This window comes from Marinactinospora rubrisoli (genome assembly GCF_042664915.1).
In the GTDB taxonomy this organism is placed as follows: Bacteria; Actinomycetota; Actinomycetes; order Streptosporangiales; family Streptosporangiaceae; genus Marinitenerispora; species Marinitenerispora rubrisoli.
The window spans coordinates 1-26,879 of record NZ_JBHTBH010000003.1; the positions used below are offsets into that span (position 1 = coordinate 1).

The 26,879-nt window shown below is 72.4% G+C and carries 29 protein-coding genes; 11 read left to right on the plus strand and 18 right to left on the minus strand.

What is annotated here, in order from left to right; all coding sequences use genetic code 11:
• From ACFQRF_RS06815 to ACFQRF_RS06825, 3 genes are all read right to left on the minus strand, one after another.
• Positions 1–277, minus strand: a 277-nt coding sequence (locus ACFQRF_RS06815; RefSeq protein ID WP_379869790.1) for a biotin carboxylase N-terminal domain-containing protein, incomplete at its 3' end; no start/stop codon positions are given.
• A 174-nt stretch (positions 278–451) separates the two neighbouring features.
• Entirely contained in the window at positions 452–682 is a 231-nt protein-coding gene (locus ACFQRF_RS06820) for an acyl-CoA carboxylase subunit epsilon (protein WP_379869792.1), read from the minus strand.
• Positions 679–2,286, minus strand: coding sequence for an acyl-CoA carboxylase subunit beta (locus ACFQRF_RS06825; protein ID WP_379869794.1), 1,608 nt, complete (start codon positions 2,284–2,286; stop codon positions 679–681). Before ACFQRF_RS06825 ends, ACFQRF_RS06820 begins: the two co-directional genes overlap by 4 nt.
• A gap of 283 nt (positions 2,287–2,569) precedes the next feature.
• Between ACFQRF_RS06825 and ACFQRF_RS06830 the strand changes: the two genes are divergently transcribed.
• The 6 genes from ACFQRF_RS06830 to ACFQRF_RS06855 all read left to right on the plus strand — a co-directional run bounded on the left by ACFQRF_RS06830 (position 2,570) and on the right by ACFQRF_RS06855 (position 9,706).
• Positions 2,570–2,842, plus strand: a complete 273-nt coding sequence (locus ACFQRF_RS06830; protein WP_379869795.1) for a hypothetical protein — start codon at positions 2,570–2,572, stop codon at positions 2,840–2,842.
• Between the two features lie 212 nt (positions 2,843–3,054).
• The gene (locus ACFQRF_RS06835; RefSeq protein WP_379870403.1) at positions 3,055–5,652 is read left to right on the plus strand and encodes a phosphoenolpyruvate carboxylase; all 2,598 of its coding nucleotides are present in this window, start codon (positions 3,055–3,057) and stop codon (positions 5,650–5,652) included.
• Positions 5,653–5,770: 118 nt separating this feature from the next.
• Positions 5,771–6,631 carry a biotin--[acetyl-CoA-carboxylase] ligase gene (locus tag ACFQRF_RS06840; protein ID WP_379869796.1) on the plus strand — a complete coding sequence of 287 codons (861 nt, stop codon included), beginning with the start codon at positions 5,771–5,773 and terminating at the stop codon, positions 6,629–6,631.
• Positions 6,632–6,806: 175 nt separating this feature from the next.
• Entirely contained in the window at positions 6,807–7,829 is a 1,023-nt protein-coding gene (locus ACFQRF_RS06845; RefSeq protein ID WP_379869798.1) for an adenylate/guanylate cyclase domain-containing protein, read from the plus strand.
• A 147-nt stretch (positions 7,830–7,976) separates the two neighbouring features.
• The gene (locus ACFQRF_RS06850; RefSeq protein WP_379869800.1) at positions 7,977–9,065 is read left to right on the plus strand and encodes an S-(hydroxymethyl)mycothiol dehydrogenase; all 1,089 of its coding nucleotides are present in this window, start codon (positions 7,977–7,979) and stop codon (positions 9,063–9,065) included.
• Positions 9,062–9,706, plus strand: a complete 645-nt coding sequence (locus tag ACFQRF_RS06855; RefSeq protein WP_379869802.1) for an MBL fold metallo-hydrolase — start codon at positions 9,062–9,064, stop codon at positions 9,704–9,706. The genes ACFQRF_RS06850 and ACFQRF_RS06855 overlap by 4 nt, the downstream gene beginning before the upstream one ends.
• Positions 9,707–9,757: 51 nt before the next feature.
• Here the strand turns inward: ACFQRF_RS06855 and ACFQRF_RS06860 are convergent, their stop codons facing one another.
• The 3 genes from ACFQRF_RS06860 to ACFQRF_RS06870 form a co-directional block, all read right to left on the minus strand.
• On the minus strand, positions 9,758–11,044 hold the full coding sequence (locus ACFQRF_RS06860) for a sensor histidine kinase (protein WP_379869803.1): 1,287 nt from the start codon (positions 11,042–11,044) through the stop codon (positions 9,758–9,760).
• 71 nt (positions 11,045–11,115) lie between these two features.
• Positions 11,116–11,784: a response regulator transcription factor gene (locus ACFQRF_RS06865; protein ID WP_114396619.1), complete on the minus strand. Its 669-nt coding sequence runs from the start codon at positions 11,782–11,784 to the stop codon at positions 11,116–11,118.
• A gap of 154 nt (positions 11,785–11,938) precedes the next feature.
• Positions 11,939–12,439 carry a GtrA family protein gene (locus tag ACFQRF_RS06870; RefSeq protein ID WP_379869805.1) on the minus strand — a complete coding sequence of 167 codons (501 nt, stop codon included), beginning with the start codon at positions 12,437–12,439 and terminating at the stop codon, positions 11,939–11,941.
• A gap of 119 nt (positions 12,440–12,558) precedes the next feature.
• On the opposite strand from ACFQRF_RS06870, the gene ACFQRF_RS06875 reads away from it, so the two are divergent.
• Both ACFQRF_RS06875 and purE read left to right on the plus strand, forming a co-directional pair.
• Positions 12,559–13,716 carry a 5-(carboxyamino)imidazole ribonucleotide synthase gene (locus ACFQRF_RS06875; RefSeq protein ID WP_379869806.1) on the plus strand — a complete coding sequence of 386 codons (1,158 nt, stop codon included), beginning with the start codon at positions 12,559–12,561 and terminating at the stop codon, positions 13,714–13,716.
• A gap of 47 nt (positions 13,717–13,763) precedes the next feature.
• Positions 13,764–14,273, plus strand: a complete 510-nt coding sequence (purE, locus tag ACFQRF_RS06880) for a 5-(carboxyamino)imidazole ribonucleotide mutase (protein ID WP_379870404.1) — start codon at positions 13,764–13,766, stop codon at positions 14,271–14,273.
• Here the strand turns inward: purE and ACFQRF_RS06885 are convergent.
• The 3 genes from ACFQRF_RS06885 to ACFQRF_RS06895 form a co-directional block, all read right to left on the minus strand.
• Positions 14,222–14,500 (minus strand): helix-turn-helix domain-containing protein, encoded by a 279-nt coding sequence (locus ACFQRF_RS06885; RefSeq protein WP_379869807.1) that lies wholly within the window; start codon positions 14,498–14,500, stop codon positions 14,222–14,224. The two genes, purE and ACFQRF_RS06885, sit on opposite strands and share 52 nt — an antisense overlap.
• Before the next feature lie 2 nt (positions 14,501–14,502).
• Positions 14,503–15,114, minus strand: a complete 612-nt coding sequence (locus tag ACFQRF_RS06890) for a DUF2975 domain-containing protein (RefSeq protein ID WP_379869808.1) — start codon at positions 15,112–15,114, stop codon at positions 14,503–14,505.
• A 406-nt stretch (positions 15,115–15,520) separates the two neighbouring features.
• On the minus strand, positions 15,521–15,949 hold the full coding sequence (locus tag ACFQRF_RS06895; RefSeq protein WP_379869809.1) for a TetR-like C-terminal domain-containing protein: 429 nt from the start codon (positions 15,947–15,949) through the stop codon (positions 15,521–15,523).
• On the opposite strand from ACFQRF_RS06895, the gene ACFQRF_RS06900 reads away from it, so the two are divergent.
• Positions 15,923–16,567, plus strand: a complete 645-nt coding sequence (locus tag ACFQRF_RS06900) for an enoyl-CoA hydratase/isomerase family protein (RefSeq protein WP_379869811.1) — start codon at positions 15,923–15,925, stop codon at positions 16,565–16,567. The two genes, ACFQRF_RS06895 and ACFQRF_RS06900, sit on opposite strands and share 27 nt — an antisense overlap.
• 189 nt (positions 16,568–16,756) lie before the next feature.
• Here ACFQRF_RS06900 and ACFQRF_RS06905 read toward each other — a convergent pair whose 3' ends face one another.
• From ACFQRF_RS06905 to ACFQRF_RS06940, 8 genes are all read right to left on the minus strand, one after another.
• Positions 16,757–17,353: a type III secretion system chaperone family protein gene (locus tag ACFQRF_RS06905; protein WP_379869813.1), complete on the minus strand. Its 597-nt coding sequence runs from the start codon at positions 17,351–17,353 to the stop codon at positions 16,757–16,759.
• 83 nt (positions 17,354–17,436) lie between these two features.
• Positions 17,437–17,874, minus strand: coding sequence for a CoA-binding protein (locus ACFQRF_RS06910; protein ID WP_379869814.1), 438 nt, complete (start codon positions 17,872–17,874; stop codon positions 17,437–17,439).
• The gene (locus tag ACFQRF_RS06915) at positions 17,871–19,130 is read right to left on the minus strand and encodes a UDP-glucose dehydrogenase family protein (protein ID WP_379870406.1); all 1,260 of its coding nucleotides are present in this window, start codon (positions 19,128–19,130) and stop codon (positions 17,871–17,873) included. Before ACFQRF_RS06915 ends, ACFQRF_RS06910 begins: the two co-directional genes overlap by 4 nt.
• 537 nt (positions 19,131–19,667) lie before the next feature.
• Complete coding sequence (locus ACFQRF_RS06920; protein WP_379869816.1) at positions 19,668–20,624, minus strand: hypothetical protein; 957 nt, start codon at positions 20,622–20,624, stop codon at positions 19,668–19,670.
• A gap of 142 nt (positions 20,625–20,766) precedes the next feature.
• Positions 20,767–21,408, minus strand: coding sequence for a hypothetical protein (locus ACFQRF_RS06925; protein WP_379869817.1), 642 nt, complete (start codon positions 21,406–21,408; stop codon positions 20,767–20,769).
• 161 nt (positions 21,409–21,569) lie between these two features.
• On the minus strand, positions 21,570–22,460 hold the full coding sequence (locus ACFQRF_RS06930; protein WP_379869819.1) for an alpha/beta fold hydrolase: 891 nt from the start codon (positions 22,458–22,460) through the stop codon (positions 21,570–21,572).
• 357 nt (positions 22,461–22,817) lie between these two features.
• Positions 22,818–23,426 (minus strand): TetR/AcrR family transcriptional regulator, encoded by a 609-nt coding sequence (locus tag ACFQRF_RS06935; protein ID WP_379869820.1) that lies wholly within the window; start codon positions 23,424–23,426, stop codon positions 22,818–22,820.
• Between the two features lie 91 nt (positions 23,427–23,517).
• Complete coding sequence (locus ACFQRF_RS06940; protein WP_379869822.1) at positions 23,518–24,270, minus strand: SDR family oxidoreductase; 753 nt, start codon at positions 24,268–24,270, stop codon at positions 23,518–23,520.
• Positions 24,271–24,429: 159 nt separating this feature from the next.
• Here ACFQRF_RS06940 and ACFQRF_RS06945 point away from each other — a divergent pair, with 159 nt between their 5' ends.
• Positions 24,430–25,332: a helix-turn-helix transcriptional regulator gene (locus ACFQRF_RS06945; RefSeq protein WP_379869823.1), complete on the plus strand. Its 903-nt coding sequence runs from the start codon at positions 24,430–24,432 to the stop codon at positions 25,330–25,332.
• Between the two features lie 424 nt (positions 25,333–25,756).
• Here the strand turns inward: ACFQRF_RS06945 and ACFQRF_RS06950 are convergent, their stop codons facing one another.
• Complete coding sequence (locus tag ACFQRF_RS06950) at positions 25,757–26,044, minus strand: hypothetical protein (RefSeq protein ID WP_379869825.1); 288 nt, start codon at positions 26,042–26,044, stop codon at positions 25,757–25,759.
• A 54-nt stretch (positions 26,045–26,098) separates the two neighbouring features.
• Between ACFQRF_RS06950 and ACFQRF_RS06955 the strand changes: the two genes are divergently transcribed.
• Positions 26,099–26,830 (plus strand): MerR family transcriptional regulator, encoded by a 732-nt coding sequence (locus tag ACFQRF_RS06955; protein WP_379869826.1) that lies wholly within the window; start codon positions 26,099–26,101, stop codon positions 26,828–26,830.
• The last annotated feature ends 49 nt before the right edge of the window (positions 26,831–26,879 follow it).

Genomic DNA, 26,879 nt, shown 5'->3' on the forward strand with positions numbered 1-26,879 from the left:
CTTGGGCGAAGTCGGCGTTTTCGGCGAGGAAGCCGTAGCCGGGGTGGACGGCGTCGGCGCCTGTCTGTTCGGCGATGGTGAGGATCTTGTCGATGTTGAGGTAGGAGTCGGCGGGGGTGTGGCCGCCCAGGGCGTGGGCTTCGTCGGCGACCTTGACGTGCAGCGCGTCCAGGTCCGGCTCAGCGTAGACGGCGACGCTGGTCAGGCCGGCGTCGCGGCAGGCGCGCGCGATCCGTACCGCGATCTCGCCCCGGTTGGCGATCAGAACTTTACGCACGGTCGAAATTCCTCCTGACGGCGTCGGGCGGTTGCTCGCGCCTGATGCTGAAAGTCTAGGTAGAGGGGATGGGCGACGGCTCGTCCGGCGTTCGCGCGGCGGTCGGAGCAGGTGCCGTGGGCGCGTGCCGGGCGACGGCCCGGCGCTCCGGACCGCCCCGCCCGCCGGTCGGCGTCAGCGCAGGCTGGTGCGCCACGCGTCGGGGCCGGGGCGCAGCGGAGCGCGCAGCAGCCGGGACCGGTCCTGCCACGCGGACCGGCGCGGCGCACCTGCGGACTCCGCTGCGGCGCGGGCGGCCCGGGCGCGGGCCGTCAGCACCGCGACCAGCGCGGCGACCTCCTCCGGAGTCGGGTCGCCGCGCACGACGCGCAGGTGCCCCGCCGGCCGGGGTTCCTGCCCGCTCACAGCGGGATGTTCCCGTGCTTCTTCGGCGGCAGCTGGGCGCGCTTGGTCCGCAGCGAGCGCAGCGCCTTGGCGACCGCCGTGCGGGTCTCCGAGGGCAGGATCACGCCGTCCACGTAGCCGCGCTCGGCGGCGGCGTACGGGTTGAGCAGGTGGTCCTCGTACTCCTGGATCAGCCGGCCGCGCTCGGCCTCGACGTCCTCGGCGGCGGCGAGGGCGCGCCGGTGCAGGATGTTGACCGCACCCTGGGCGCCCATGACCGCGATCTGCGCCGTCGGCCACGCCAGGTTGATGTCGGCGCCGAGGTGCTTGGACCCCATGACGTCGTAGGCGCCGCCGAACGCCTTGCGGGTGATCACGGTGATCAGCGGGACGGTGGCCTCGGCGTAGGCGTAGATGAGCTTGGCGCCGCGCCGGATGATGCCGTTCCACTCCTGGTCGGTGCCCGGCAGGAAACCGGGCACGTCCACGAAGGTGAGCACCGGGATGTTGAAGGCGTCGCAGGTGCGGACGAACCGGGCGGCCTTCTCGGAGGCGTGGATGTCAAGGCAGCCCGCGAAACTCATGGGCTGGTTGGCGACCACGCCGACCGCGCGTCCCTCGACCCGCCCGTAGCCGACCACGATGTTCGGCGCGAACTGGGCGTGCACCTCCAGGAACTCGCCGTCGTCCAGGACGTGCTCGATCACCCGGTGCATGTCGTACGGCTGGTTGGCGGAGTCCGGCACGAACGTGTCGAGCTCCAGGTCGGCCTCGGTGATCTCCGGCTCGGCCTCGACGTCGTCGTAGACCGGCGGGTCCTCCAGGTTGTTGGACGGCAGGTAGGAGAGCAGCGTCCGGACGTAGTCCAGCGCGTCCTGCTCGTCGGTGCCCATGTAGTGCGCGACCCCGGACCGGGTGTTGTGCGCCCGCGCGCCGCCCAGGTCCTCCATCGTGACGTCCTCACCCGTGACGGTCTTGATGACGTCCGGCCCGGTGATGAACATCTGCGACGTCTGGTCGACCATGACGATGAAGTCGGTCAGCGCGGGAGAGTAGACGTGCCCGCCGGCTGCCGCGCCCATGATCAGCGAGATCTGCGGGATGACGCCGGAGGCGTGCACGTTGCGCTTGAAGATCTCGGCGTACAGGCCGAGCGCGACGACGCCCTCCTGGATCCGCGCGCCGCCGCCCTCGTTGATGCCGACGACGGGGCACCCGGTCTTCAGCGCGTGGTCGAGGACCTTGACGATCTTCTCGCCGTACACCTCGCCCAGCGAGCCGCCGAAGACGGTGACGTCCTGGCTGAACACCGCGATCGGCCGCCCGTCCACGGTGCCGTAACCGGTGACGACGCCGTCGCTGAAGGGGCGGTTCCGCTGCAACCCGAACTGGGTCGACCGGTGCCGCGCCAGCGCGTCGAACTCGACGAACGATCCGGGGTCGAGCAGGGCGTCGATGCGCTCGCGGGCGGTCATCTTGCCTTTGGCGTGCTGCTTCTCGATGGCTCGCTCGGACCCGGCGTGCACGGCCTCGTACCGGCGGCGCCGCAGGTCGGCGAGCTTGCCCGCGGTGGTGTGGATGTCGATCTCCCCCGGGGGCAGGGGTTCAGGGGCTTCGGTCGCCATGAAACACCAGCGTAGTGCGGGTAATGGCTAGGCCACTCGGATGGCCGGGGGTTACCGGGAGGTATGTGGGGATGGGCACAGGTCGCCGCAGGTCACAGGTGGCCGGTGCGGCCGGGTCGCGCGACGGTCCGGCGCCGGGCCCGGAGGAAGAGCGGGAACGCGCGCAAGAGTTGGCCGTTCTGGCAAATCGGGACTGTCGGATATGGCCACACCGTCCCTATTCTTGGGGGACCCGTCCGCAGCGCCGTGGACGGATGGTCCCGACCGGACAGGGAGACAGCGCATGGGAGAAAAACGAAAAGGGATCAAAGAGGCGTTCAAGGCCAGGTTCAACCCCGACATGCCGGAGATGCCGCAACCGTCGTCCACGTCCGCCCCACTCAGCGGGGATGACGCGCGGAGGGCTGTGCGGGGAGCGCCGGCGAGGAACCTGCAGCAAGCCATCGACAACAGCCTTCAGACCGGAGAGAGCAACATCGAGAGGACCGGCGGAAGGCGCCCGGGGCAGAGCTTCCGGCAGATGCGCCGCAACAACAGCAAGCCACCCACAGCCTGATCTCTGATTGCCGCGGCGGCCGACGGCGCGCTGCACGGCCCATCGACGGTTCCCGCCGTCGGCCGTCCCCCGGCATCCTGCCCGTCGGTCGATGAACACCACGCAAATCCGCCGCCCCACCCCGACCCCGCCCTGGAATGGTCTGAACCAATCTCGCTATCGTGATCAGCATGACAGCGGTAAGTGCGGAACGCGACAGCGCGCGGCATGAGATGCCCGACCAGTTGCGGAGCGACGTCCGCCTGCTGGGCGGGATGCTCGGCACGATCCTGGCGGAGAGCGGCGGCGAGGACCTCCTGGCCGACGTCGAGCGGCTGCGGCACGCCGTCATCGGCGCGCGGGCCGGGTCGGTGTCCGGGGACGAGATCACCCGGCTGGTGGCCTCGTGGCCGCTGGAGCGCGCCACGCAGGTGGCGCGGGCCTTCACCGTCTACTTCCATCTGGCGAACCTCGCCGAGGAGCACCACCGGATGCGGTCGCTGCGCGAGCGCGACGACGCCGACAACCCACCGCGCGAGTCACTCGCCGCGGCCGTCGGCGACATCCGGTCCGAGCTCGGCGACGCCCGGCTGCGCGAGCTCGTGGCCGGGATGGAGTTCCACCCCGTGCTGACCGCGCACCCCACCGAGGCCCGGCGGCGGGCCGTGTCGACCGCGATCCAGCGGGTGAGCGCCCAGCTGGACCGGCTGCGCGGCGCGCACCCGGGGAGCTCGGAGGAGGCGGAGGCGCGCCGTCGGCTGCTGGAGGAGATCGACCTGCTGTGGCGGACCTCCCAGCTGCGGTCCACCCGGCTGGACCCGCTCGACGAGGTGCGCACCGCCATGGCGGCCTTCGACGAGACGATCTTCCGGGTCGTCCCCGAGATCTACCGCGCACTGGACACCGCGATCGACCCCGAGGGCGTGGGGCGGCGGGCCCCGCTCGCCAGGCCCTTCGTCCGCTACGGGAGCTGGATCGGCGGCGACCGCGACGGCAACCCGTTCGTCACTCACGAGATCACCCGCGAAGCGATCGCCATCCAGTCCGAGCACGTGCTGCGCGCCCTGGAGAACGTGTGCGAGCGCATCGGCCGCACCCTGACGGTGTCGGCCGAGCTGACCCCGGCCAGCGCCGACCTGCTCGACACCCTGGCCGCCGCGCAGGCCGGCTACCCGCGGGTCCTCGGCCGGATCGCCAAGCGTTCCCCGGAGGAACCGCACCGCCAGTTGCTGCTCTACGCCGCCGAGCGGCTGCGCGCCACCCGCGAGCGCAACGCCGACCTCGCCTACCCGGCCCCTGACGCGCTGCTGGCCGACCTGCGGGTGGTCCAGGAGTCGCTGGCCGCCGCCGGCGCGGTGCGGCAGGCGTACGGCGAACTTCAGCACCTCATCTGGCAGGTGGAGACGTTCGGTTTCCACCTCGCCGAGCTGGAGGTCCGCCAGCACAGCGCGGTGCACGCCCGCGCGCTCGCCGAGCTGCGCGAGGGGGCGGAGCCGTCCGAGCAGACCGCCGAGGTGCTCGCCACCCTCCGGGTCATCGCCTGGATCCAGGAACGCTTCGGGGTGGACGCCTGCCGCCGCTACGTGGTCAGCTTCACCCAGTCCACCCAGAACGTCGCCGACGTCTACGAGCTGGCCCGCCGCGCGCTGCCGACCGGCCGCGCCCCCGTGCTCGACGTGGTGCCGCTCTTCGAGACCGGCGCCGACCTTGCGGCCGCGCCGCAGGTGCTGGACGGCATGCTGGAGCTGCCCGAGATCCGGCAGCGTCTCGCCGACACCGGGCGGCGGCTGGAGGTCATGCTCGGCTACAGCGACTCCGCCAAGGACGTCGGGCCGGTGAGCGCCACGCTCCGGCTCTACGACGCCCAGGCCCAACTCGCCGGATGGGCGGAACGCCACGACATCCGGCTCACCCTCTTCCACGGCCGGGGCGGCGCGCTCGGGCGCGGCGGCGGGCCGGCCAACCGTGCGGTGCTCGCCCAGGCGCCCGGCTCGGTCGCGGGCCGGTTCAAGGTGACCGAGCAGGGCGAGGTCATCTTCGCCCGCTACGGCCAGCGCGCCATCGCCCGGCGGCACATCGAACAGGTCGGGCACGCCGTCCTCATGGCCTCGACCCCGTCGGTGCAGGACCACGCCTCCGCCGCGGCCGACCGGTTCCGCGGCACGGCCGACCGCATCGCCGACGCCGCGCACGCCGCCTACCGCGCGCTCATCGACACCGACGGCTTCGCCGAGTGGTTCTCCCGCGTCAGCCCCCTGGAGGAGCTGGGCGACCTGCGGCTGGGCTCCCGGCCGTCCCGCCGCTCGGCGGCGCGCGGCCTGGAGGACCTGCGGGCCATTCCGTGGGTGTTCGCCTGGACCCAGACCCGCGTCAACCTGCCGGGCTGGTACGGCCTGGGCAGCGGCCTGGCGGCGGTCCCCGACCTCGACGAGCTGCACGCCGCCTACCGCGAGTGGCCGCTGTTCGCCTCGCTGCTGGACAACGCGGAGATGAGCCTGGCCAAGACCGACCGGGTGATCGCCGAACGTTATCTGGCGCTCGGCGACCGGCCGGAGCTGAGCGAACGGGTCCTCGCCGAGTACGACCGCACCCGCGAACTGGTGCTGCGGGTCACCCGGCACGCGCGGCTGCTGGAGAACCGCACCGTGCTCTCGCGCGCGGTCGACCTGCGCAACCCCTACGTGGACGCGCTCTCCCACCTCCAGCTCCGGGCGCTGGAGGCGCTGCGCACCGAACCCGAGGGACTTTCGGAGGAGGACCGCGAGCTGCTGGAGCGGCTGCTGCTGCTCTCCGTCAACGGCGTGGCGGCCGGGCTGCAGAACACCGGCTGACGGCGCGCACCATCGTGGGACGCGGGGCGGGACGGACGCCCCGCGCCCCCGGTCGTCCCCGCAACGGGGGCGGCCCCGCCCGGCCCGGCCACCACCGGAAACGCGGTTCAATGGAGGTATGGCCCTGGGACCCGATCCGTCGCCCTACACCGACCTCCTCCGGCCGCCGCTGCGGGCGGCCGCGCTGAACCGCGCGCTGGTGCGCCCCGGGGAGCTGTGGAGCGGCATCGAGGTGGTTCCGGCGCTGGCGTCCACGAACACCGAGCTGGCCGCGCGCGCCCGGGCCGGTGCGGCGGACGGGACGGTGCTCGTCACCGAGCACCAGACCGCCGGGCGCGGACGCCTGGACCGCACGTTCCATACCCCGCCGCGCGCGGCGCTCACCTTCTCCGTGCTGGTCCGCCCGCACGTGCCCGCCGGCCGGTTCGGCTGGCTCCCGCTGCTCATGGGCGTGGCGGCGGTGCACGCCGTCCGGCGGGTGGCCGGCATCGAGGCCGGGCTGAAGTGGCCCAACGACGTCCTCGTGGGCGAACGCAAGCTGGCCGGCATCCTGTCCGAGGCGGCGTTCACCGGCGACGGGCCGGCCGTCGTCATCGGCATGGGGCTCAACGTCGGCCAGAACCGCGACGAACTGCCGGTGCCCACGGCCACCTCCCTGGTGCTGGAGGGAGCCGCGCACACCGACCGCGACCCGCTGCTGCGGGCGGTCCTGCGGAACTTCGCCGAACGCTACCGGACCTGGCAGGACGGCGACGGCGACGCCGAGGCCACCGGCCTCGCCGCCGAGTACCGGGCCTGCTGCACCACGCTCGGCCGCGCCGTCCGGGTGCACCTGCCCGGCGACCGCCGCGCCGACGGAACGGCCGACGACGTGGACGCCGACGGGCGGCTGGCGGTGCGCTCACCCTCCGGAGAGCGGACCGCCCTGAGCGCCGGTGATGTCGTGCACGTCCGCCCGGCCGACCCGGCCACCCGGTGAGCCGCCGTCCGGCGGACGCCGCCCCAGGTGGGAGCGCGGTTTCTTGACGCGCCGTGCCCCCACGTACTAAACCGGCAGTCACACGCGCGGGCGTCCGCGCACCACCGGTCACCCGATGGCGGGCGGATCCCAGGTATCCGGCGGCATCGTCCTGACCTCGACCACGAGAGAACGTATGCCGTCGCGTCCCGACCCCAAGGAGATCGAAGCCGCCCTGTTGGGAGGCGAGGCGCGATACACCCGCGCGGAGGCGGTGAGCCGGTCCGGAGCCGACGCGGAGTTCGTGGCCCGCGTCTGGCGGGCGCTCGGGTTCGCCACGGGCGGTGAGGACGCAGTGGTCTTCACCGACAGCGACGTGGAGGCGCTGCGCACCACGTCGGAGCTGCTCCGGCACAAGGTCCTCGACGAGGAGGCCGCGGTGCGGCTCGCCCGCGCCATGGGCCAGACCATGGCGCGGCTGGCCGAGTGGCAGACCAGCATCCTGACCACCCTCTCCTACGCGCCGCAGACCGTCGCCGAGCACGAGCGGCTCGGCCCGCTCGTGGGCCTGACCAAGGAGCTGCTGCCCGACATGGAGCTGCTCCTCACCCACATCTGGCGGCGGCAGCTCGCCGCCGCGGCCACCCGGACGCTCGCCGTGATCGAGAACAGCGAGGACGCCGCGCCGAACTACTTCCCGCTGGTCGTCGGATTCGCCGACCTGGTGTCCTTCACCACGCTCAGCCGTGAACTGGACGAGGTGGGGCTGGCCGAGGTGGTCGAGGGGTTCGAGGCGACCTCGGCGGACATCGTCGCCGCGAGCGGCGGCCGGGTCGTCAAGACCCTCGGCGACGAGATCCTCTACGTCACCGAATCCGCGCGCCAGGCCGCCGAGATCGCGCTGCAGCTCGCCGACGGCGTGAAGACGCATGTGGAGGTGCCCGACGTCCGGGTCGGCCTGGCCTACGGGCCCGTGCTCGCGTTGCTCGGCGACGTGTTCGGCACCACCGTGAACCGGGCCAGCCGGCTCACCTCCTTCGCGCGTCCCGGCACGGTGCTCGTGGACGACGCGCTCGCCGGGCTGCTCACCGATGAGGACCCGTTCCAGGTCGTGCCGGTGCGGGCACGGCACGCCCACGGCCTGGGCCAGCTGCAGCCGCACGCGCTGCGGCGCGCCTTCGAGCCCCGGCCGGGCGGGCCGGGCGCCGGACCGGCCTGACGGAGCGGTCGCCGGGCCGGGTCCGGCCGGAAGCGGCCACCGGTTGTCCACAGCCCTGCGGAAGATCTTCCGTCCGGCCGCGAAGTCGGGCATGTTGGAGGCGGACACGAACCGTAGTCGCCAGCCTCACCAACGAAAGGGTGGGACATGCCGCACGAAGTCCGCGCCGTCGTCTCCCGGGAGAAGAACGCCCCGGTCAGTGTCGAGTCGATCATCGTTCCCGACCCCGGTCCCGGTGAGGCGCTGGTCCGGGTCCAGGCGTGCGGGGTCTGCCACACCGACCTCCACTACCGCGAGGGCGGCATCAACGACGAGTACCCGTTCCTGCTCGGCCACGAGGCCGCGGGCGTGGTGGAGGCGGTCGGCGACGGCGTGACCGAGGTCGAGGAGGGCGATTTCGTCATCCTCAACTGGCGTGCCGTGTGCGGCAATTGCCGCGCCTGCCTGCGCGGCCGGCCGTGGTACTGCTTCGCCACCCACAACGCCCGCCAGAAGATGACGCTGGCCGACGGCACCGAGCTGTCGCCGGCGCTCGGCATCGGAGCGTTCGCGGAGAAGACCCTGGTGGCGGCCGGCCAGTGCACGAAGGTCGACCCGCAGGCGAGCCCGGCGGTGGCCGGGCTGCTCGGCTGCGGGGTCATGGCCGGCATCGGCGCCGCCATCAACACCGGTGGTGTCACCCGCGGCGACTCGGTGGCGGTCCTGGGCTGCGGCGGGGTGGGCGATGCCGCCATCGCGGGCTCCCACCTCGCCGGGGCGAGCACCATCATCGCCGTTGACATCGATGACCGGAAGCTGGAGCTGGCCCGCGGATTCGGTGCCACGCACACCGTGAACTCCCGCGAGGCCGACCCCGTCGAGGCCGTCCGGGAACTCACCGGCGGCAACGGCGCCGACGTCGTCATCGAAGCCGTGGGCCGTCCCGAGACCTACCGGCAGGCGTTCTACGCCCGCGACCTCGCCGGCACGGTCGTGCTGGTGGGGGTGCCCACACCGGAGATGCGCATCGACCTGCCGCTGCTCGACGTGTTCGGCCGTGGGGGAGCGCTCAAGTCGTCGTGGTACGGCGACTGCCTGCCGTCGCGGGACTTCCCGATGCTCATCGACCTGTATCTTCAGGGACGACTCGATCTCGCGAAGTTCGTGACCGAGACGATCGCTCTGGACGACGTCGAGGAGGCGTTCAGCAAGATGCACCACGGAGAGGTGCTGCGTTCGGTGGTGGTGTTCGAGTGACGGATTCGGGCCCGGCCATCCCGGTCGACAAGCTCGTCACCTCGGGCGTGTTCCGCCTTGACGACGGCGAGTGGGACGTCGACAACAACGTCTGGATCGTCGGCGACGAGCGCACGGCCGTCGTCATCGACGCCGCGCACGACCACCAGGCCATCGCCCGCGCGCTCGGCGACCGCGAGCTGATGGCCATCGTCTGCACGCACGCGCACAACGACCACATCAATGCCGCGGCGGCCCTGGCCGACCTCACGGACGCGCCGATCCTGCTGCACCCCGACGACGGGGTGCTGTGGGACATGGTGTACCCGGACCGCGAGCCCGACGCCCCGCTGCTCCAGGGCGAGCTGCTGCAGGCCGGCGGGGTGGAGCTGCAGGTGCTGCACACCCCCGGTCACTCCCCGGGCGCGGTCTGCCTGTACGCGCCGGAGCTGGGGGTGCTGTTCGCGGGCGACACGCTCTTCCGGGGCGGGCCGGGTGCCACCGGCCGGTCGTACTCGGACTTTCCCACCATCATCGCGTCCATCCGCGAGCGGCTGCTCACGTTGCCGGCCGACACCGTAGTGCACCCCGGCCACGGCGAGTCCACCACCATCGGAGCCGAGGCACCGCACCTGGAGGAGTGGCTGGCCCGGGGCCACTGAGCACCGGTCTCCGGGCCGCCGGACATCCGGTCCGGCGGCCCGGCGGCCCGGCTAGACCGGCCCCGTCACTCGCTCCATGCCGCCGGTCGCCGGCGGCAGGAACAGCGCGAACGTCGTCGGGTGGCTCTGCACCAGTTCCACCCGCGCCCCGCCGGACTCCGCGATGTGCCGGGCGAGTGCCAAGCCGAGCCCGGTGCCCTGGCCGCCGGACACCTCGCGCTCGAAGATGCGCGGTGTCAGCTCCTCCGGGACCCCGGCGCCCTCGTCGCTGACCTCGATCCGCACCGTCTGGCCGGTCGCCAGGCGCCGGATGGTGACCGTGCCGGCACCGTGCTGGTAGGCGTTCTCCACCAGGGTGGCCATGATCTGCGAGAGGTCGCTGGGCACGGTCATCGCGGTGAGCCCGTCGGTGCCGGTCATGCGCAGCTCGCGTCCGGCCTGGGCGAACACCGGGGACCACTGCCGGACGAACTGTTCGAGAACATCGTCGATGGCCACCTGTTCGACCTCGGGGTTCTGGCTCTTGCGGGCCCGGCCGAGCAGGCTCTCCACGATCTCGACCAGCCGCTCGGTCTGCGCGAGCGCGGCCTCGCCCTCCTGACGCACCACCGAGGGATCGTTCGCCTCGGCGATGATCTCCTCCAGCCGCATCGTCATGGCGGTCAGCGGGGTGCGCAACTGGTGCGAGGCGTCGGTGGCGAAGTGGCGTTCGGTCGCGATCAGGCTGGCGATGCGCTCGGCGCTGCGGTCCAGCACCTCGGCCACCCGGTCCGCCTCGGGGATGCCGTAGCGGTGTCCCCAGGGGGTGGCCTGCCCCGAGCCCAGCCGTTCGGCGGTCGCGGCGAGGTCGACGAGCGGCAGGGTGAGCCGCCGGGCCTGGAGCATGGCGAGTCCGACCGCCACGCCGATGGCCAGCAGCGAAAGCGAGGCGATCCCCAGCCAGGCGTTGACGATGCTGTCCCGGATGGCCGTGGTGTCCCGCCACACGTGCACGGTGACGTCACGGTTGGAGGTGGCGGTGGCCTCCAGCGTGGGCGTCTGTTTATCGGTGCGGGGGTTGTAGTCCCATCCGCCCGTGGACACCGTGCGGTCGCTGTTGGGCGGCTTGATCTCGATGTGACGCTGGGGGTAGACGCTGGCGAAGTGGTCGGCGTTGATGGTTCCGCTGTGCTGCAACTGCACGTCCGCCTCGGCCCCGATGACCTCGGCCTCGCGTTGCAACTGGTTGACGGTGTCGTCGTAGATCGTCTGGTAGGTGAGCGCGCCCAGAGGCAGGCCGAGCAGCATCACCGCGATGATGGTGACCACCAACGTGGAGAAGAGCATCCGCCTGCGCATGTCACCTCTTGTTCGCGTGACCGCCCGGCGCGCGGCGCGGGGTCACACTGCGGGACCAGCGTCTCCCGCTGTTATTCCCGCTCGAACCGGAATCCGACGCCACGCACCGTGGTGATGTAGGACGGCTGGTTCGCGTCGTCGCCGAGTTTGCGGCGCAGCCACGAGATGTGCATGTCCAGGGTCTTCGTGGAGCCCCACCAGTTCGTGTCCCACACCTCGCGCATGATCTGCTCGCGCGTGACGACCTTGCCGGCGTCGCGGACCAGGACCCGCAGCAGGTCGAACTCCTTGGTGGTGAGCTGGAGCTCGCGGTCGCCGAGCCAGGCCCGGCGGGAGTCGTTGTCGATCCGCACACCGTGCACGACCGGGACCTCCGCTCCGCCGCGGCGCAGCAGGGCGCGTACGCGGGCCAGCAGTTCGGCGAGCCGGAACGGCTTGGTGACGTAGTCATCCGCGCCCGCGTCGAGCCCGACCACGGTGTCGACCTCGTCGACCCGGGCCGTGAGGATGAGTATGGGCGTGCCATGACCTTCGGCTCGGAGCCGCCGCGCGACCTCCAGGCCGTCCATTTCGGGCAGTCCGAGATCGAGGACGAGCAGGTCGACGTCCCCCGCTCGGGCACGGTCCAGGGTCTCAACGCCGTCGACGGTCACGTCGACCGAGTACCCCTCCCGGCGAAGCGCACGGGCCAGTGGCTCGGAGATCGAGCTGTCGTCTTCGGCCAGCAAAACGCAGGTCATGCCACTGATCGTAAGTCGAGTTAGCGGGTTTTCCCTATTATGCGCGCCGCTTGGCGAAGGGTTGACCGAAAATGCGCAAGTCTCATAACCGACATAGTTCCCTAACGTCGCGGGGTGTCCGATCGCGCGCGGAGAGTAGCCGAGAAAGCGCAGGTCACAGCGGCTTTGCCGTCTCGTTGGCCGGCGCCTCGGCCACGGCCGCCACGGCCGGATCGTCCGCCGCCGGAGCGGGGAAGACCCAGGTGCGGTACGACCAGAACCGGAACAGCGACCCCAGGCCGACTCCGACCACGTTGCCGGCGATGTTGCGCGCCAGCGGGCCGTCCAGCCCGAGCACGTCGACGCTGAACCACAGGCAGCCCAGCTGGATCAGCAGCCCCACCCCGTTCATGACGAAGAACAGGGCGTACTCGCGCACCAGGCCGGTGCGCGCCCGGTGGCCGAACGTCCAGTACCGGTTGCCGAGGAACGCCACCACGGTCGCGCACAGCGTGCCGAGCGCCTGCCCGGCCAGCGGCGGCATGCTCAGAACGCTCCAGAAGAGGTTCGTGGTGGCGATCTGCACCACGTAGGCCACCGCGCCCACGGTGCCGAACTTCGCCACCTCGCGGAGCAGGAGGGAGAAACGCTGGTAGAGCGTCCGTACCAATCGCACGAGCCGTTCCGATCCGTCGCCGTGATGGTCACTAGACTTCCTGGGGGCCACGTCCGTGCGCGCGGCGCCGACTGCCGCGGCCGACGCCCCCTGCCAAGACGTGTTGAGAATGAGGAACTGTGAGCGAGCGTAATCGGTTCGTCCCGTCGGTCGGAATGGTCGGCGGCGGCCAGCTGGCCCGGATGACGCACCAGGCCGGGATCGCGCTGGGCGTGGACTTCCGGGTGCTGGCGGCCTCGGCCGACGACAGCGCCGCCCGCGTCTGCGGCGACGTGCACCTCGGCGACGACCGCGGACTCGCCGACCTGACGGCCTTCGCCAAGTCCTGCGACGTGCTGACGTTCGACCACGAGCACGTGCCCGAGCCGGTGCTGCGCGAGCTGGAGCGCGCCGGCGTGACCCTGCGGCCGGGACGCGCGGCGCTGCGGTACGCACAGGACAAGCTGCGGATGCGGGTCCGCGCCGAGGAGCTGGGGGTGCCGTGCCCGCGCTGGCGCCCCGTCACCGCGCCGGAGCAGGTCGAGGCGTTCGCCGCCGAGTGCGGCTGGCCCGTGGTGCTCAAGGCCGCGCGCGGCGGGTACGACGGCAAGGGCGTGTGGATGGCCGGCACCGCGGAGGAGGCGGCCGAGGTGGTCCGGCGGGCCGCCGAGAGTGACGTACCGCTGCTGGTGGAGGAACGGGTCGACTTCGTCCGCGAGCTCGCCGTGCAGGTGGCCCGGTCGCCGTACGGCCAGCTCGCGGTGTACCCGGTCGTGGAGACGGTGCAGCGCGACGGCATCTGCCACGAGGTGATCGCCCCGGCACCCGGCCTGGACGACGAGAAGGCCACCCACGCCCAGGAGCTGGCCATCGAGCTGGCGCACGCGCTGGACGTGGTCGGCATGCTCGCGGTCGAGCTGTTCGAGACCCCGTCGGGTGTGGTGGTCAACGAGCTCGCCATGCGCCCGCACAACTCGGGACACTGGACGATCGACGGCGCCCGCACCTCCCAGTTCGAGCAGCACCTGCGGGCCGTCCTGGACCTTCCGCTCGGCTCGCCGCGGACCACCGCCCCGGTCACGGTGATGGCGAACGTGCTCGGCGGCGCCGACCCCGATGTCTACAACCGCTACTTCCACGTCATGGCCAGGGACCCCGAGATCAAGGTGCACTTCTACGGCAAGGCGGTCCGGCCGGGCCGCAAGATCGGCCACGTCACGGTGTCCGGCACCGACCACCACGACCTCCTCGCCCGCGCCCGTGACGCCGCGGCGTACCTCAAGGGAGACCCGCAGTGACAGACCCCACCGGATCCGCCGAGAGCGCGGCCGCCGTCGGCATCGTGATGGGCAGCGACTCCGACTGGCCCTTCATGAAGGAGGCGGCCACGGCCCTGACGGAGTTCGGCGTCGGTTTCGAGGCCGATGTCGTGTCCGCGCACCGCATGCCGCACGAGATGATCGAGTACGGCGTACGCGCCGAGGAGCGTGGCCTGAAGGTGATCATCGCGGGCGCCGGCGGCGCCGCGCACCTGCCGGGGATGCTCGCCTCGGTCACCCCGCTCCCGGTCATCGGCGTGCCGGTGCCCCTCAAGTACCTGGACGGGCTCGACTCGCTGCTGTCCATCGTGCAGATGCCGGCCGGGGTCCCGGTGGCGACGGTGGCGGTGGGAGCGGCCCGCAACGCCGGTCTGCTCGCGGTCCGGATGCTGGCGGCGCACGACGCCGGGCTCCGGGAGCGGATGAAGAAGTTCCAGGACGACCTCAAGGCGCAGGCGCAGGCCAAGGGCGAGCGGCTGCGCCGTCAGGTCCGTGAGGGGTCCTCGCCGGTCGGGTTCGGGCTGGGCGGCCGGTAGCCGAGCAGGTCGCCGGGCTGGCAGTTCAGCACCTCGCAGAGCCGGGCCAGGGTGGAGAAGCGGATCGCCCTCGCCCGGCCGTTCTTCAGCACCGACAGGTTGACCACGGTCACATCGACCCGCCGGGAGAGCTCGGCCAGCGTCATCCCGCGCTCGGCCAGGAGTTCGTCCAGACGCACCGCGATGGGAGGCGGTGTGTCGTCGGCGGGGTTCTGGTCGGGGGGCACGGTCAGACGGTCCCCTCGACGTCCTCACGCAGCGTGACGCCGTGTGCGACGATCTCGGCGACCACGAGCACCCCGAGGCCGCACGCGATGGGAACCAGCGGGAACTGCCACGACAGGGCGAATCCCGAGGCGAGCACGGCGTGGGTGAAGGGCAGGTCCGCGACCAGGGACACCACCGAGGCGCCGAGCGCTCCGAGCACGGTGAGAACGCCGAGGCCGCGCAGCCGGGCGGCGACGGCGGCGGTGAACGGCCCGTCGGCCAGCACCATGCGGACGATGCGGCGCAGCATGATGATGCCGATCAGCAGCAGGACCGGTGGCAGCCCGGCGGCGACCATCGCGAGCAGTGTCTGCCACACGTTCGGCTCGGCGAGGGTCACCCCGACGTCGCCGGAGAACTCCACGCCGGGCCGAAGCACCCCGGGGTCGGCCCGGAGCCCGTCGAGCCGGTCGGCCGGGATCGTGACCTCGTACGGCAGCCGCGCGTGACCGGAGGTCAGCAGCGCGACGATGGGGTCGGCGACCACCGCGGCCACGCCCACGGCGGTGAACACGCCGACGACGGCGAGCAGGCGGTCCAGCGGTTTCAGCCAGGATTCGGTTCGGGGGGACATGGTGGCGCTCCTCAATGGCATATCGTTCATCGATGTTATCGAAAAACGATACGTATCGAAAATCGATATGTCAATGCGGTCGCTGGCCGAGGGAGGCCGGGCTCCTCGGCGGGCGGGGCATGCGCGTGACCAATGCCCGTGCGTGGGGGTGGGCGGTGCGCGATCGGTACGCCGGGGAGCCATCTGGGACGCGCGACGGGGACGCGGGGCGGGCGGCCCCGGAACCCCGCTCCGGCGTCCCGATCGACGGCCGGGGCCGGCCGGCGAGCGTGCTTCGGCGGCGATGAACGGCCCGTCGGCCAGCGGCATGCGGATGGTGCGCGCCGCATCGTTTGCGGCGATCCCCAGAATCAATGGATCGTCCGGCCGGGGGCGACGTGATACCTGTGGGCGGCAGAGTCCGCCTTCACCTGAGGCGACTCTGGCCGGCCATCGCCGTGCGGAGGAGCGGCATGACGATGTCGTCGATGATCCCGGTCACCGTATCGGCTGGTAGCGGTCCGCGTGACATCAGGTACTCATTGCGCAGCAGGTCGATGGGCAGCCTGAGGATGCGCGCGGTCGGCAGGCCGGATTCGACCTGGCCCCGGTCGGCCGCGCGCCGCAGGATCACCCGGGTGACGTCGTGCACCCCCTCGCCCATCACATAGGCCCGCATCTCGTCGAAAAGAGCGGGATCGTCATGGGTATCGGTGCTGAGGCCGCTGATGAGGTCCCCGGGGCAGCAGGTGACACCGATGCCTACACCACCATGCGGTTCGAGCGGACCGGACGGCTCCTCACCGTCTTCTTCCGCGACCCGGCCGAAGTGGACGCCCCAGACCTCGCCGTCCATGAGGAAGTCGGCCGCCTCATCCACGACCTTCGCGAGGAGCGCGAATCACGGGCGGCCATCCTGACCGGCTCCGGGCAGGCCTTCTTCACCGGACTGCAAGACCCGGTCGGCTCACTGCTGTGGCAGCGCGAGCAGGGACTGCGGGTGATCGACGCCGGCCGACAGGTGGCCAAGCGGATCGTCTGGGATCTGCTCGACGTCGAGATTCCGATCGTCGCCGCCCTCAACGGCGACGCGACCGGCCTCGGGGCGACGATCGCGCTGTTCTGCGATGCGATCTTCATGGCGGACACCGCGACCATCGCGGACCCGCACGTGCGGATCGGCGTTGTCGCGGGCGACGGTGGCGCGGCCATCTGGCCGATGGCCATGGGACCCGCCTTGGCCAAGCGCTCCCTGCTCACTGGTGACCCCGTCACCGCGTCACAGGCCGCCCACCTGGGCTCATCACGCACGTGTGCCCCGTCGGCGAGGTGCCGCCTGCGGCGACCGCGTTCGCCCAGCGTCTGGCCGCAGGCGCCCCCCTGGCCGTGCGCTACACCAAGATGGCCGTCAACCGGCTGCTCAAAGACACCATGGCAGGGGCCATCGAGCAAGGCCTCGCCCATGAGCTGCTGACGTTCACGAGCGACGACATGGCCGAGGCGCTGACCGCCGCACGCGACGGCCGGACGCCCACCTTCCACGGCGGGTAGCCTGCCGCGACGGTGAACACGTGCCGTGGTCCGCTCCGTGCTCCTCGTGACGGGACGCTCGGGTGCGCGGACCGTGTTCCTGAGGCGCTTCTCGCTGGGCCCGGTCGCCCCGTCACGCCTGCCGCCAGCGCTCCCAGAACGCGTCCGGAATGCCGTCCAGCAGGTCGGCCAGCGCGTCCAGCATCCCCGGGAGACGCCGTGGGCCGCCGCCCTGGTCGGTGCAGATGAGGTGCCGGCCGTCGAGATGGAAGCGGGTCAGGCCGTGCCGGCGGATCGCCGCGCACACCTCCGCCGACAGCAGGTCGAACGCGTAGCGGACCTCCGGGCTCTCGGCGTACACGTCGTGCGCGCCGCCCTCGGGATCGCGGACCTCCACGTAGGGTACCTGTGCGGGCAGCCGTACCGCGCAGACCTGGATGTTCTGCCACGCACCGCTGTCCGGCGCCAGATGCACGTAGTCGAACGCGATGAACGCCCGGCCGCGATGCCTGCCGGAAATCGCGTTGCGGACCCGCCCGAGGGGGCCGGGTGGCAGTACCGGGCGCGGCCAGCCCTGGATGAGCCGCTGGTCGCCGGTGCGGTACTCCCAGCCGTGGGCGGCCGCCAGCGCCCGGCGCCTACCGGCCAGTCCCTCGTCCAGGGGCGGTGGCACCCGCCCGGGCGGCCGGTCCGGGGCGCGCCGCCGGCCGGGCCCGCCGAGGGCCCGCAACAGACTCCTCGCGGCTCGCATACCGCCCCACTACCCCGGTGGGCGGTGCGGAACCGGCGCCGCGCTGACCGGCGCGAACGGCTTCAGAGCGGGCCGAGCAGCCGCGGCCACTCGATCGCGGGGCAGCGGTCCATCACCATGACACGCCCGGCCGCGCGCACCCGCTGCGCGGCGGCCTCGTCGATCACGCCGAGCTGGAACCAGACCGCGGCGACGCCGGGCAGGGCGAGCGCCTCGTCGGCGACCGCTCCGGCGTCCGCCGAGCGCCGGAACACGTCCACGACGTCCACCGGGAACGGGATGTCGGCGAGCGAGGCGTACCCCGGCTCTCCGTGCACGGTCGCCGCGCTGGGATGCACGGGGACGATCCGTTTGCCCCGCGACTGCAGGAAGCGGGACACCCGGTAGGCGGGGCGGTCCGGGTTGTCACCGAGCCCGACCACGGCCCACACCCGGGTCCCGGTGAGGATCCGCCGGATCTCGTCGTCCGTCGGCTCGGGGCCGACGCCGCCCCCGCTCATGGCCGCCCCAGCGCACGGTAGGTCCAGCCGCGTTCCCGCCAGTACTCCGGATCCAGCGCGTTGCGGCCGTCCACGATCCGCTGCTCGGCCACGACCTTGGCGAGCTCGTCGGGGTCGGCGTCGCGGAACTCGGCCCACTCCGTCAGCAGCAGCACGACCTCGGCGTCGCGCACGGCCTCCAGCATGGAGTGCGCGAAGTTCAGTCCCGGGTGGGCGCGCCGGGCGTTCTCCAGCGCCTCGGGGTCGTAGACGGTGACGTGCGCGCCCATCGAGCTGATGGACTGCGCGACGTCGAGGGCGGGCGAGTCGCGGATGTCGTCGGAGTTCGGTTTGAACGCCGCGCCCAGGACGGCGACCGTCCGGTCGGCGAAGCTGCCGCCGATCAGGCCGCGCGCGATGTCGATCGTGCGGGCCCGGCGCCGCTGGTTGATGGCGTCCACCTCGCGCAGGAACGACAGCGCGGGCTCGACGCCCAGTTCGTCGGCCCTGGCCATGAACGCCCGGATGTCCTTGGGCAGGCAGCCGCCCCCGAACCCGAGCCCCGGACCGAGGAACTTGCCGCCGATGCGGTCGTCATAGGACAGCGCCTCGGCCAGCTTGATCACGTCCGCGCCGGCGGCCTCGGACACCTCGGCCATGGCGTTGATGAAGGAGATCTTGGTGGCGAGGAACGCGTTGGCCGAGACCTTGACGAGTTCGGCCGTCTGCAGGTCGGTGACCAGGAAGGGGATGCCCTGAGCGATCTGGTTGGCGGAGATCTCCCGCATCACCCGCTCGACCCGGGGCGAGTCGGTGCCGATGACGATCCGGTTGGGGTGGAGGGTGTCCTGCACCCCGAAGCTCTCCCGCAGGAACTCCGGGCTCCAGCCCAGCTCCACCTCGGCGCCGGCCGGGGCGAGCTCGGCGACGCGGGCCGCCACCCGCGCGGCGGTTCCCACCGGGACGGTGGACTTGCCGATGACCACGGCCGGTCGGGTGAGGAGGGGGGCGAGGCTCTCGACAACGGCGTCGACGTAGCTCAGGTCGGCGGCGTTGGAGTCGGCGCGCTGAGGGGTGCCCACACAGATGAAGTGCACGTCGGCGAACTCGGCGGCCTCGGCGTAGTCGGTCGTGAAACGGAGCCTGCCGGTGGCGAGGTTGCGGACGAGGACCTCCTCCAGGCCGGGTTCGTAGAACGGCACCCGGCCGGCCGACAGGGCGTCGACCTTTGCCCTGTCCACGTCGAGGCCCAGCACGTCGAAGCCCATCTCCGCCATGCAGGCGGCGTGCGTGGCGCCCAGGTACCCGGTGCCGAGTACCGAGAGCTTCAGACGCTGTTTCGCGACCAATGGTTCGTCCTTCCTTCGACCGGCCCTGGCATGCTATCGGCGGGTTGCCGGGTCGATGCGGGCTGGTGATGGGTGCGGAGCTGCCGTCGGAAGGCGGCATGGGGACCACCCCGGCGGCACCACGTGGCCGAGCGCGGCGGCACACCGGGCGGCGAGCCGCGCGCTTCCATGGTGCGCTGCTTCATCGTGCCAGGTCAGGACCTCTGGGGGAGAGATTGCCGAACCCGGACCCGACGCGACCCGGCGGCGGCCACGACCGTCACGGGCCCCGGAAGGGGCGGCTTCTGCTGTTGTGCGGCTCCGTCGCGCAAGGCGGCACAGCGGGGATCACCGGCCGGCATTTCCCGTTCGGCATTCTCTCTGAAACCGTGCGGCGACGCCAGAGCGGGCCGGGCGTGCGATCACGCACCCCCGGCCCGCTCTCGCCCCTGCCCTGAGGGCATGCGCAATGGGTCCCGCCGCTGATCAGCCGTCCGTGCCCGGCGGGCGCGGGGCCCGTTGCGGGTCGGCCGGGGGCTCCGGTATCCGGGGAAGCGGACCGGTGCCGTACAGGTGGGGTTCGTCCGTCGTTCGCCTGTGCCGGGGTTCGGCGGCCGGCGGCATCTGCGGCATCGGGCCGGTCCCGTACAGGTGCGGCACGTCCTCCTCCGGGCGCCGGTGGCCGGCCGGCCTCCCCGTCCACTCGGGAGCCTCGGCGCCGGGCGGCGGGTGGTCCGGCCCGCCCGGCCGTCCGGTGGGCGGCTGCGGACCGGTACCGGCGAGCCCGGTCATGCCGTGCTGCCCGCCCGTCGCCGGGCCGGGCGGGTAGGGCGGCTCGCCGGCCCGCGGCGGCCGGGCCTGCTGCCCGGGATGGTGCACGTGGACGGACGGCGGTGGCCACTCCGTGCGCTCGGGCCGCGTCTGCACCGGTGGCACCCAGGAGTCGGGCAGCGCGTCGTTGTGCACCGGGCCGGTCGGCTGCGGAGCGGGCGCCGCGGGCGCGACCGGAGGTGCCGCGGGCTGCCGCCGGCCGGCCCGTGACGGCCGGCGGCCGGATCGCCAGCGCGACACCGGCAGCGACGCGGCCAGCAGCAGCACGCCGAGCAGCGGATAAATGGTCACCCCGTTCCACCAGAAGTCGAAGGGAATGACCTGGTTGAAGAAGTCATAGCCCGCCGGCTGCGACCCGAAGCCGCCGAGCACGGCGAGCGCGATCCCCGGGATCAGGGACGCGAGCGGCGACATCCGGGAACCCACCGCCAGGCCCAGCACGATGCCGAGGACGAGCAATCCCGCCATCCCGATGAGGAACCCGCCGGCGTAGTCGAACCGCGCCATGGCGAGTTGCAGGTTCCACTGGCTCCAGCCCAGCGCGACCACGGTGACGGGCACCAAGACGAGCCCGACCACCGCGCCGATCACATGCCGTACCGTGTTGGACACGAAAACCCCCTCGGTCCGTCCTGCCAGGGCAGCCGGACACCAACCTAGCCGCGCTGACCTGGCCGGACCAGAAACCGGGCGGCGAAATCGGCCGTGTTGGCACCCCCTGCCCGCGGCGTGCCCTCCGCGGTGGGGATCCGGATCAGCGCGGGTCGTCGCCGAGGGCGCGGGTCGGCGCGTCGTCGCCGGGCGCCTCGGGCCATGGCGCCGGTTCGAACCCGTCGCCGGTGCGCCGGAACGGCGTGGTGGTCTTGGCGTGTTCGTCGAGGTCGGGCTCGGGATAGGCGGGCGCCGTGCGCTGGCCGGGCGCCCGGTCCACGCCGCCCGCCTCGGCCGGTCCGGCCGCCGGGGGCGTCAGGCCCGGATCGGCGGCCCGCCGCCGGGACCGCCAGCGGGACGGCATCAGCGCGGAGATGAACAGCAGGGTGCCCACCACGACGTTGACGGGCAGTGCCGGCCCCAGCGGGTGCAGCATCGACCCCGCAGCGAGCACATCGGGGACCAGACGGTTCATCGACGCGTAGTCGAGCAGTGGCCACACCGAGGCCGCGAGGATCGCCCCGCCGGAGACGAACGCCGCCAGCGGCGAGAGCCGTGACCCCGCGAGCAGCCCCACGACGATGCCCACCACGATGAGGACGGCGACGCTGGTCAGCAGCATGCCGTTGCCGTAGTCGCGCGCGGCCAGCAGCGGCTGGAGTTCGCTCACGGACCACCCGGTGCCGGCCCACAACGCGGGGGTGATCATGATCCCGGCCAGGAGGCCGAGCGGATGTCGGAACACGGCGTCCTCCTCTGGCCTCGCCCCACGCTCCTCATACCACTATGACGGGATATCTAACGTGATAGTGCCCGAGGTGGACGGGGGCGACCGAGGTCAGCGCCGGTGCGGCCCGCGCCGGTGGCGGATCCGGCGGCGGGTCGCGCGGCCGGGGGGTTCCCGGCTCAGACCGGCTGGAGCCGGGCGGCCAGGAAGGGCAGCAGCACGTCGGCCACCTCGTCCGGTACCTCCTCGGCGAGATCGTGGCCGGCGTCGAAGACGTGACCGGTGACATCGCGCGCGAGCAGCCGCATTTGCGCCTCGTTCCGGTCTCCGATGAAGTCGGCGCCGCCGAGGGCAAGTACCGGGATGTCCAGCTTCGTCTTCGCCGCCTCCCGGTTCTGGTCGGCGTCGACGAGCATCGCGCGGTAGATCGCGAGCATGGAGCGGATGCCGCCGGGCATGGAGTAGCAGCGCACGTACTCGTCGACCGCGTCGGCGGTCGCGGTGTCGGGATGGCGGCGTTCGGTCTTGAGCATGTAGCTGATGAGCTCACGCTCGTGGCCGGCGATCAGCATCTCGGGGACGTCCGGCTGGAAGTAGAACCCCAGATGCCACAGGAACATGCCACCTGAGACGTTCTCGCGGGTGAGGGCGGTGTGGTCCTCGAAGCCGAACCCGGGCAGCAGCGCCTCGGCGAACACCAGGGCCTCGACGTGGTCCCGGTGCCGGACGGCGAGTTGGTAACCGACCACCGCTCCCCAGTCCTCACCCATCACGGCGTAGGAGTGGTGCCCGAGGTGGGCCATCAGTGCGGCGATGTCGTCACTCATCGTCGCGCAGTCGAACCCGTCGGCGGGGCGGGCGGAGTCGCCGAGACCGCGCAGGTCCGGCACCACGACCGTGTACCGGGCGGTGAGCCTCGGGACGAGGTGCCGCCAGTGGTGGCCGGTCTTGGGCACGCCGTGCAGCAGGACCACCGCCGGGCCGGACCCGGCCGTTCGGTAGTGCAGGCTGGTCCCGTTGACGGCGGCGCGGCCGGTGCGGACGGGGTCGCCGTGATGGTCGAGGATCATTTCGTCGCCTTTCCGGGGTGCTCGGCGGCGTGGGTCGCCGCACGGGTGTGCATTGATTCGGGACTGAACAGTCCCGAATGTGGGCGTGCGGGAGCCCACGGTTACGGGGAGGTCGGCCGCGGGCCGTGCCGGCGGCTCGCCGTTGGGTGTTGCTGGTCGCGCTCGCCGTCTCGCTTTCTTGCGCTGGCGACGCGGTTGGGCCTTCGGCTTCGGGCGTCGACGGCTTCAGGCGCTCGGCGGCTCGCCGTTGGGTGTTGCTGGTCGCGCTCGCCGCCTCGCTTTCTTGCGCTGGCGACGCGGTTCGGCCTTCGGCTTTGGGCGTCGACAGCTTCAGGCGCTCGGCGGCTCGCCGCTCCGTCAGCCGCTGCTCCCGGCCGCCGGGGCGGTCAGCATCGCCATGACCGCGTCCACCGTTGTGGTGATGCGGTCCTTCTGGTCCGCGCCCGCACGCGACAGCACCTTCAGGCCGTTGTTGAGCGTGGCCAGCATGGTCGCCGCCGACCTCGGGTCGACGCCGGACGCCAGTTCGCCGTCCGCGCGGGCCCGCAGCAGGGCGCCGTACAGTGCCGTCTCCAGGCGGCTGCGGTTGCCCTCCAGCCGCCGGGCTATCTCGGGGTCGGTGTCGCCGTGCTCCACCGCGGCGTTGACCGCGAAACAGCCCTCGGGTGTGCCCGGCTCGGGGGGCGTTGCGCTCGCCACCAGCAGGTCGCGGATGGCCTCCAGGCCGGACTCGCGGGCGGCCAGAGTGTCGGCCGGGCTCGGCACGACGCCGCCGGAGATGAATCGGTCCAGCGCGGCCAGGTACAGGTCGCGTTTGGAACCGAAGGTTCCGTACAGGCTGGCGCGCGCGATGCCCAGTTCGTCCGTCAGGTCGCTGGTGGACGTCGCCTCGTAGCCCTTGCGCCAGAACAGCCGCATGGCGGCGTCCAGCGCGGCCTCCGGGTCGAACTCCTTCGGTCGTGCCATGGCGGCACTCTACGGCGTTCTGGATAGATCGGTCAAATATCGGCCCGGCCGCTCGGCCGCACCGGCCGGACGGCCGGGCCGTACCGGCCGGTCAGACGAGTCCGCCGTTGGCGCGGACGACCTGGCCGTTGACCCAGTGCCCGGCCGGGGAGGTGAGGAAGGCGGCCACCTCGGCGATGTCCGCGGTCGTCCCCAGACGTTCCAGCGGCGGCTGGGCGGCCAGCCGGTCCACAGTCTCCTGATCCTTGCCGTCGAGGAACAAGGCGGTCGCGGTGGGACCGGGTGCGACGGTGTTGACCGTGATGTTCCGGCCGCGCATCTCCCGGGCGAGGATCATCGTGATGGCCTCCACGGCGCCCTTGGTCGCCGTGTACGGCGCGTACCTCGGAAGGGCCGTGCCGATCACGGAGGTGGAGAACAGCAGGATCGCCCCGCCGTCGCGAGTGCGGCGGGCCGCCTGCTGGGCGACGACGAAGGTGCCACGGATGTTCGTGCGGTGCAGCGCGTCCAGCTCGGCCAGGTCCACCTCGGCGATCGGGGCCAGGTACATGCGGCCCGCGGCGTGCACGACCACGTCGACGCCGCCGTAGGTCCGCTCGGCCGTGTCGAAGAGCGCGGCGACGGCCTTCTCGTCGGCGACGTCGGCCTGGACGGCGATCGCCTGCCCGCCGGCCGCGATCGCCTCGTCGACGGCCGCCCGGGCCTCCCCGGCGTTGCCCGCGTAGTTCACCACGATCGCGTGGCCGTCGGCGGCCAGCCGGCGCACGGTCTCCCGGCCGATCCCGCGCGAGCCACCGGTGACGATCGCGACCCGGCGCACGCCGCCGGCAGAGTCGGTGCTCATGGATGGAACGTCCTTTCGGTCCTGGTCGGGCCGACGGCACACCGCCGGCCCTTCGCTCCCCTCTACCCTCGCCGGGACCGCTCCGCGCTGCCACGGCTCTCCCGACCCGGGGGTCGCCACCCCCTGGATAACTCCGTCGCGACGCGCGACCCTGGGGGAATGGATCTCGCAGAGCTCGCCGCGTTCCTCAGGTCGCGCCGTGACCGGCTCCAGCCCGCCGACGTCGGCCTCGCCACGGGCTCCCGCCGCCGGGTGCCCGGGCTGCGGCGCGAGGAGGTCGCCCAGCTGGCGGGGGCCTCGGTGGACTACTACACCGAGCTCGAGCGCGGCCGCAGCGCCCGGCCGTCCGAGCAGATGCTCGCCGCCCTGGCACGCGCGCTGCGCCTGACCGGCGACGAGCGCGACCACCTCCACCATCTGGCGGGCTACCCCCGGCCGCCCGTCCACGGGCCGCTCAGCCACGTCAACCCGGCTCTGCTCGGTCTGCTCGACCGGCTGGAGGGCACCCCCGCCCGGATCATGACCGACCTGCACGAGCCCCTGGCGCAGAACCGGTTCGCCGCCCCGCTCCTCGGCGAGATCCCCTCCGACGGCGACCGGCGGGGCTACCGGACCAGCTTCGCCTACCTCTGGTTCGCCGACCCCCGGGAGACGCGTTCGCGCTACCCGGCCGAGGACCACGCCTACCACTCGCGCACGCTCGCCGCCGACCTGCGCGCGGTCACCGCCCGCCGCGGCGGCGACGCCGACGTCCGCGGCATGGTCGCCGAGCTGCGGCGGTGCAGCGCGGAGTTCGCCGAGCTGTGGGACCGGCGCGACGTCGCCGTGCGCCGCCGCACCCGCAAGCGCCTGGTCCACCCCGCCGTGGGCGTGATCGAGGTGGACTGCACCAACCTGTTCAGCGAGGACGGCCGCCAGCGCCTGATGTGGCTCTCCGCCCCGCCCGGCGACGCCGTCGCCGCCGACCAGCTCCGGCTGCTCGGCATCATCGGCGCCCAGGACCTGGGCACCGAAGGGCATGCGCCCCCGGTCGGCGCCGACGGCCGGCCGCGGACCTACTAGGCGGTGTTCGTTGTACGGGCGAGGTCGGTGCCGCCTCGCTGATGGCAGGGGCCGGTGATGGCCAGGCGGCGCAAGCCGGGCGGGCAGCTGGATCCAACGGTTCAGTGCGCGGCCTGCCCCAGGGGAACGACCGGGCGCTTCGGGTCCGCGCGGCGGCTCTCTCCTTGGCGGTCCCTGGGCCGTAGCGTCGGGCAGGCCGCGCCGGGGGATACCGGCGGAGAGGATGGCGCTGATGACGCGCGGTGGTCGGCCCACCGCTTGCCTCTGCGGCGGTGGGCGGGCATGAGCGGGGCGGGCAGGTCACACTCGAAGGGCCGGTGGGTGCATGCCGCCGGGCCACGTCACCCGGCGATTCCCGATACCGGCCCACCCCACGGACGTTTCAAAAACCACGCCTTAGCCAGTGCCGCGGCCGGCCGGATCGCTAATTCCGGTGCCCGTCGGCAGGGGCCGCCAGTAGCCGGTCCAGCTCGTTCCCGGCCTCGTCGTACCCGGCGTCGGAGATCCGTTGCAGCTCGCGGAGGTCACCGTTCGCGACCGCGCGCCGAGTCAGCAGCGATCCGGCGCGCATGCACCCCTCGTCCAGCAGGTCACTCAGCTCCGCAAGGTCGCCGGCCTCGTCGGCGAGGTCGGCCAGCCTGTCCAGAGCGGCCTCGTTTCCCGCATCGGCCAGCTCGCGCAGGGTCTCCCGATCGATGTTCATGTTCGCCATGACGCCATCCTGCAACCCTGCCCCAGGGGAAAGGTCAAGTGGGACGATGGCCGGGTGATCACCATCGGGCAGCTGGCCGGGTACATCGGAGTGTCGACCAAGACCATTCGCGTCTATCACGACAAGGGGCTGCTCCCCGAGCCCGGCCGCGATGCGTCCGGCTACCGGCGATACGGCGCGAACGACGCCATTGACCTGATCAAGATCCGGACCCTCGCCGAAGCGGGCGTCCCGCTGGCCCGTATCCGGGCCCTGCGATCAGCGACCGGCGAGGAGTTCCAGCAGGCGCTGCGCGAGATCGACGACGACCTCGCCGCCCGTATCCGCCGCCTGCGGAAGACGCAAGGGCGCTTGCGCCGGCTCGCCGCCGGTCAGTTGACACCGCTGCCCCCCGAGGTCGGTGTCCACCTGGAGAACCTGGCCGGCTGGGGATTCACCCCTCGATGGGTCGACCTGCAACGTGACCTGTGGATCCTCGTGTTCGCCACCCACCCCGATCGCGCGGGCGCACTGTTTCAGGACCAGGCCGAGATGCTGGCCGAGCCCGAGCTCCGGCGGCTCTTCCTCGACTACGACCACGCGCACGACCTCGATGCCGACGATCCCCGCATCGACGGCCTCGCCCGCCGGATCGTCGAGGCGACCCGGGAACGCTACGGATCCGGCGAACTTCCCCAGATGGGCGCGGCCACCGAGATCCCCGCTCTCATCCAGAGCACGGTCAACGCCGCGTCCCCGGCATGGCAGCGACTCGACACGCTCATTCGCGCACGCCTGGACGCGTGACCCGGCGGGACGGCACACCGTCCCGGCCGTGTGCGGGAGCCGGTCGGCG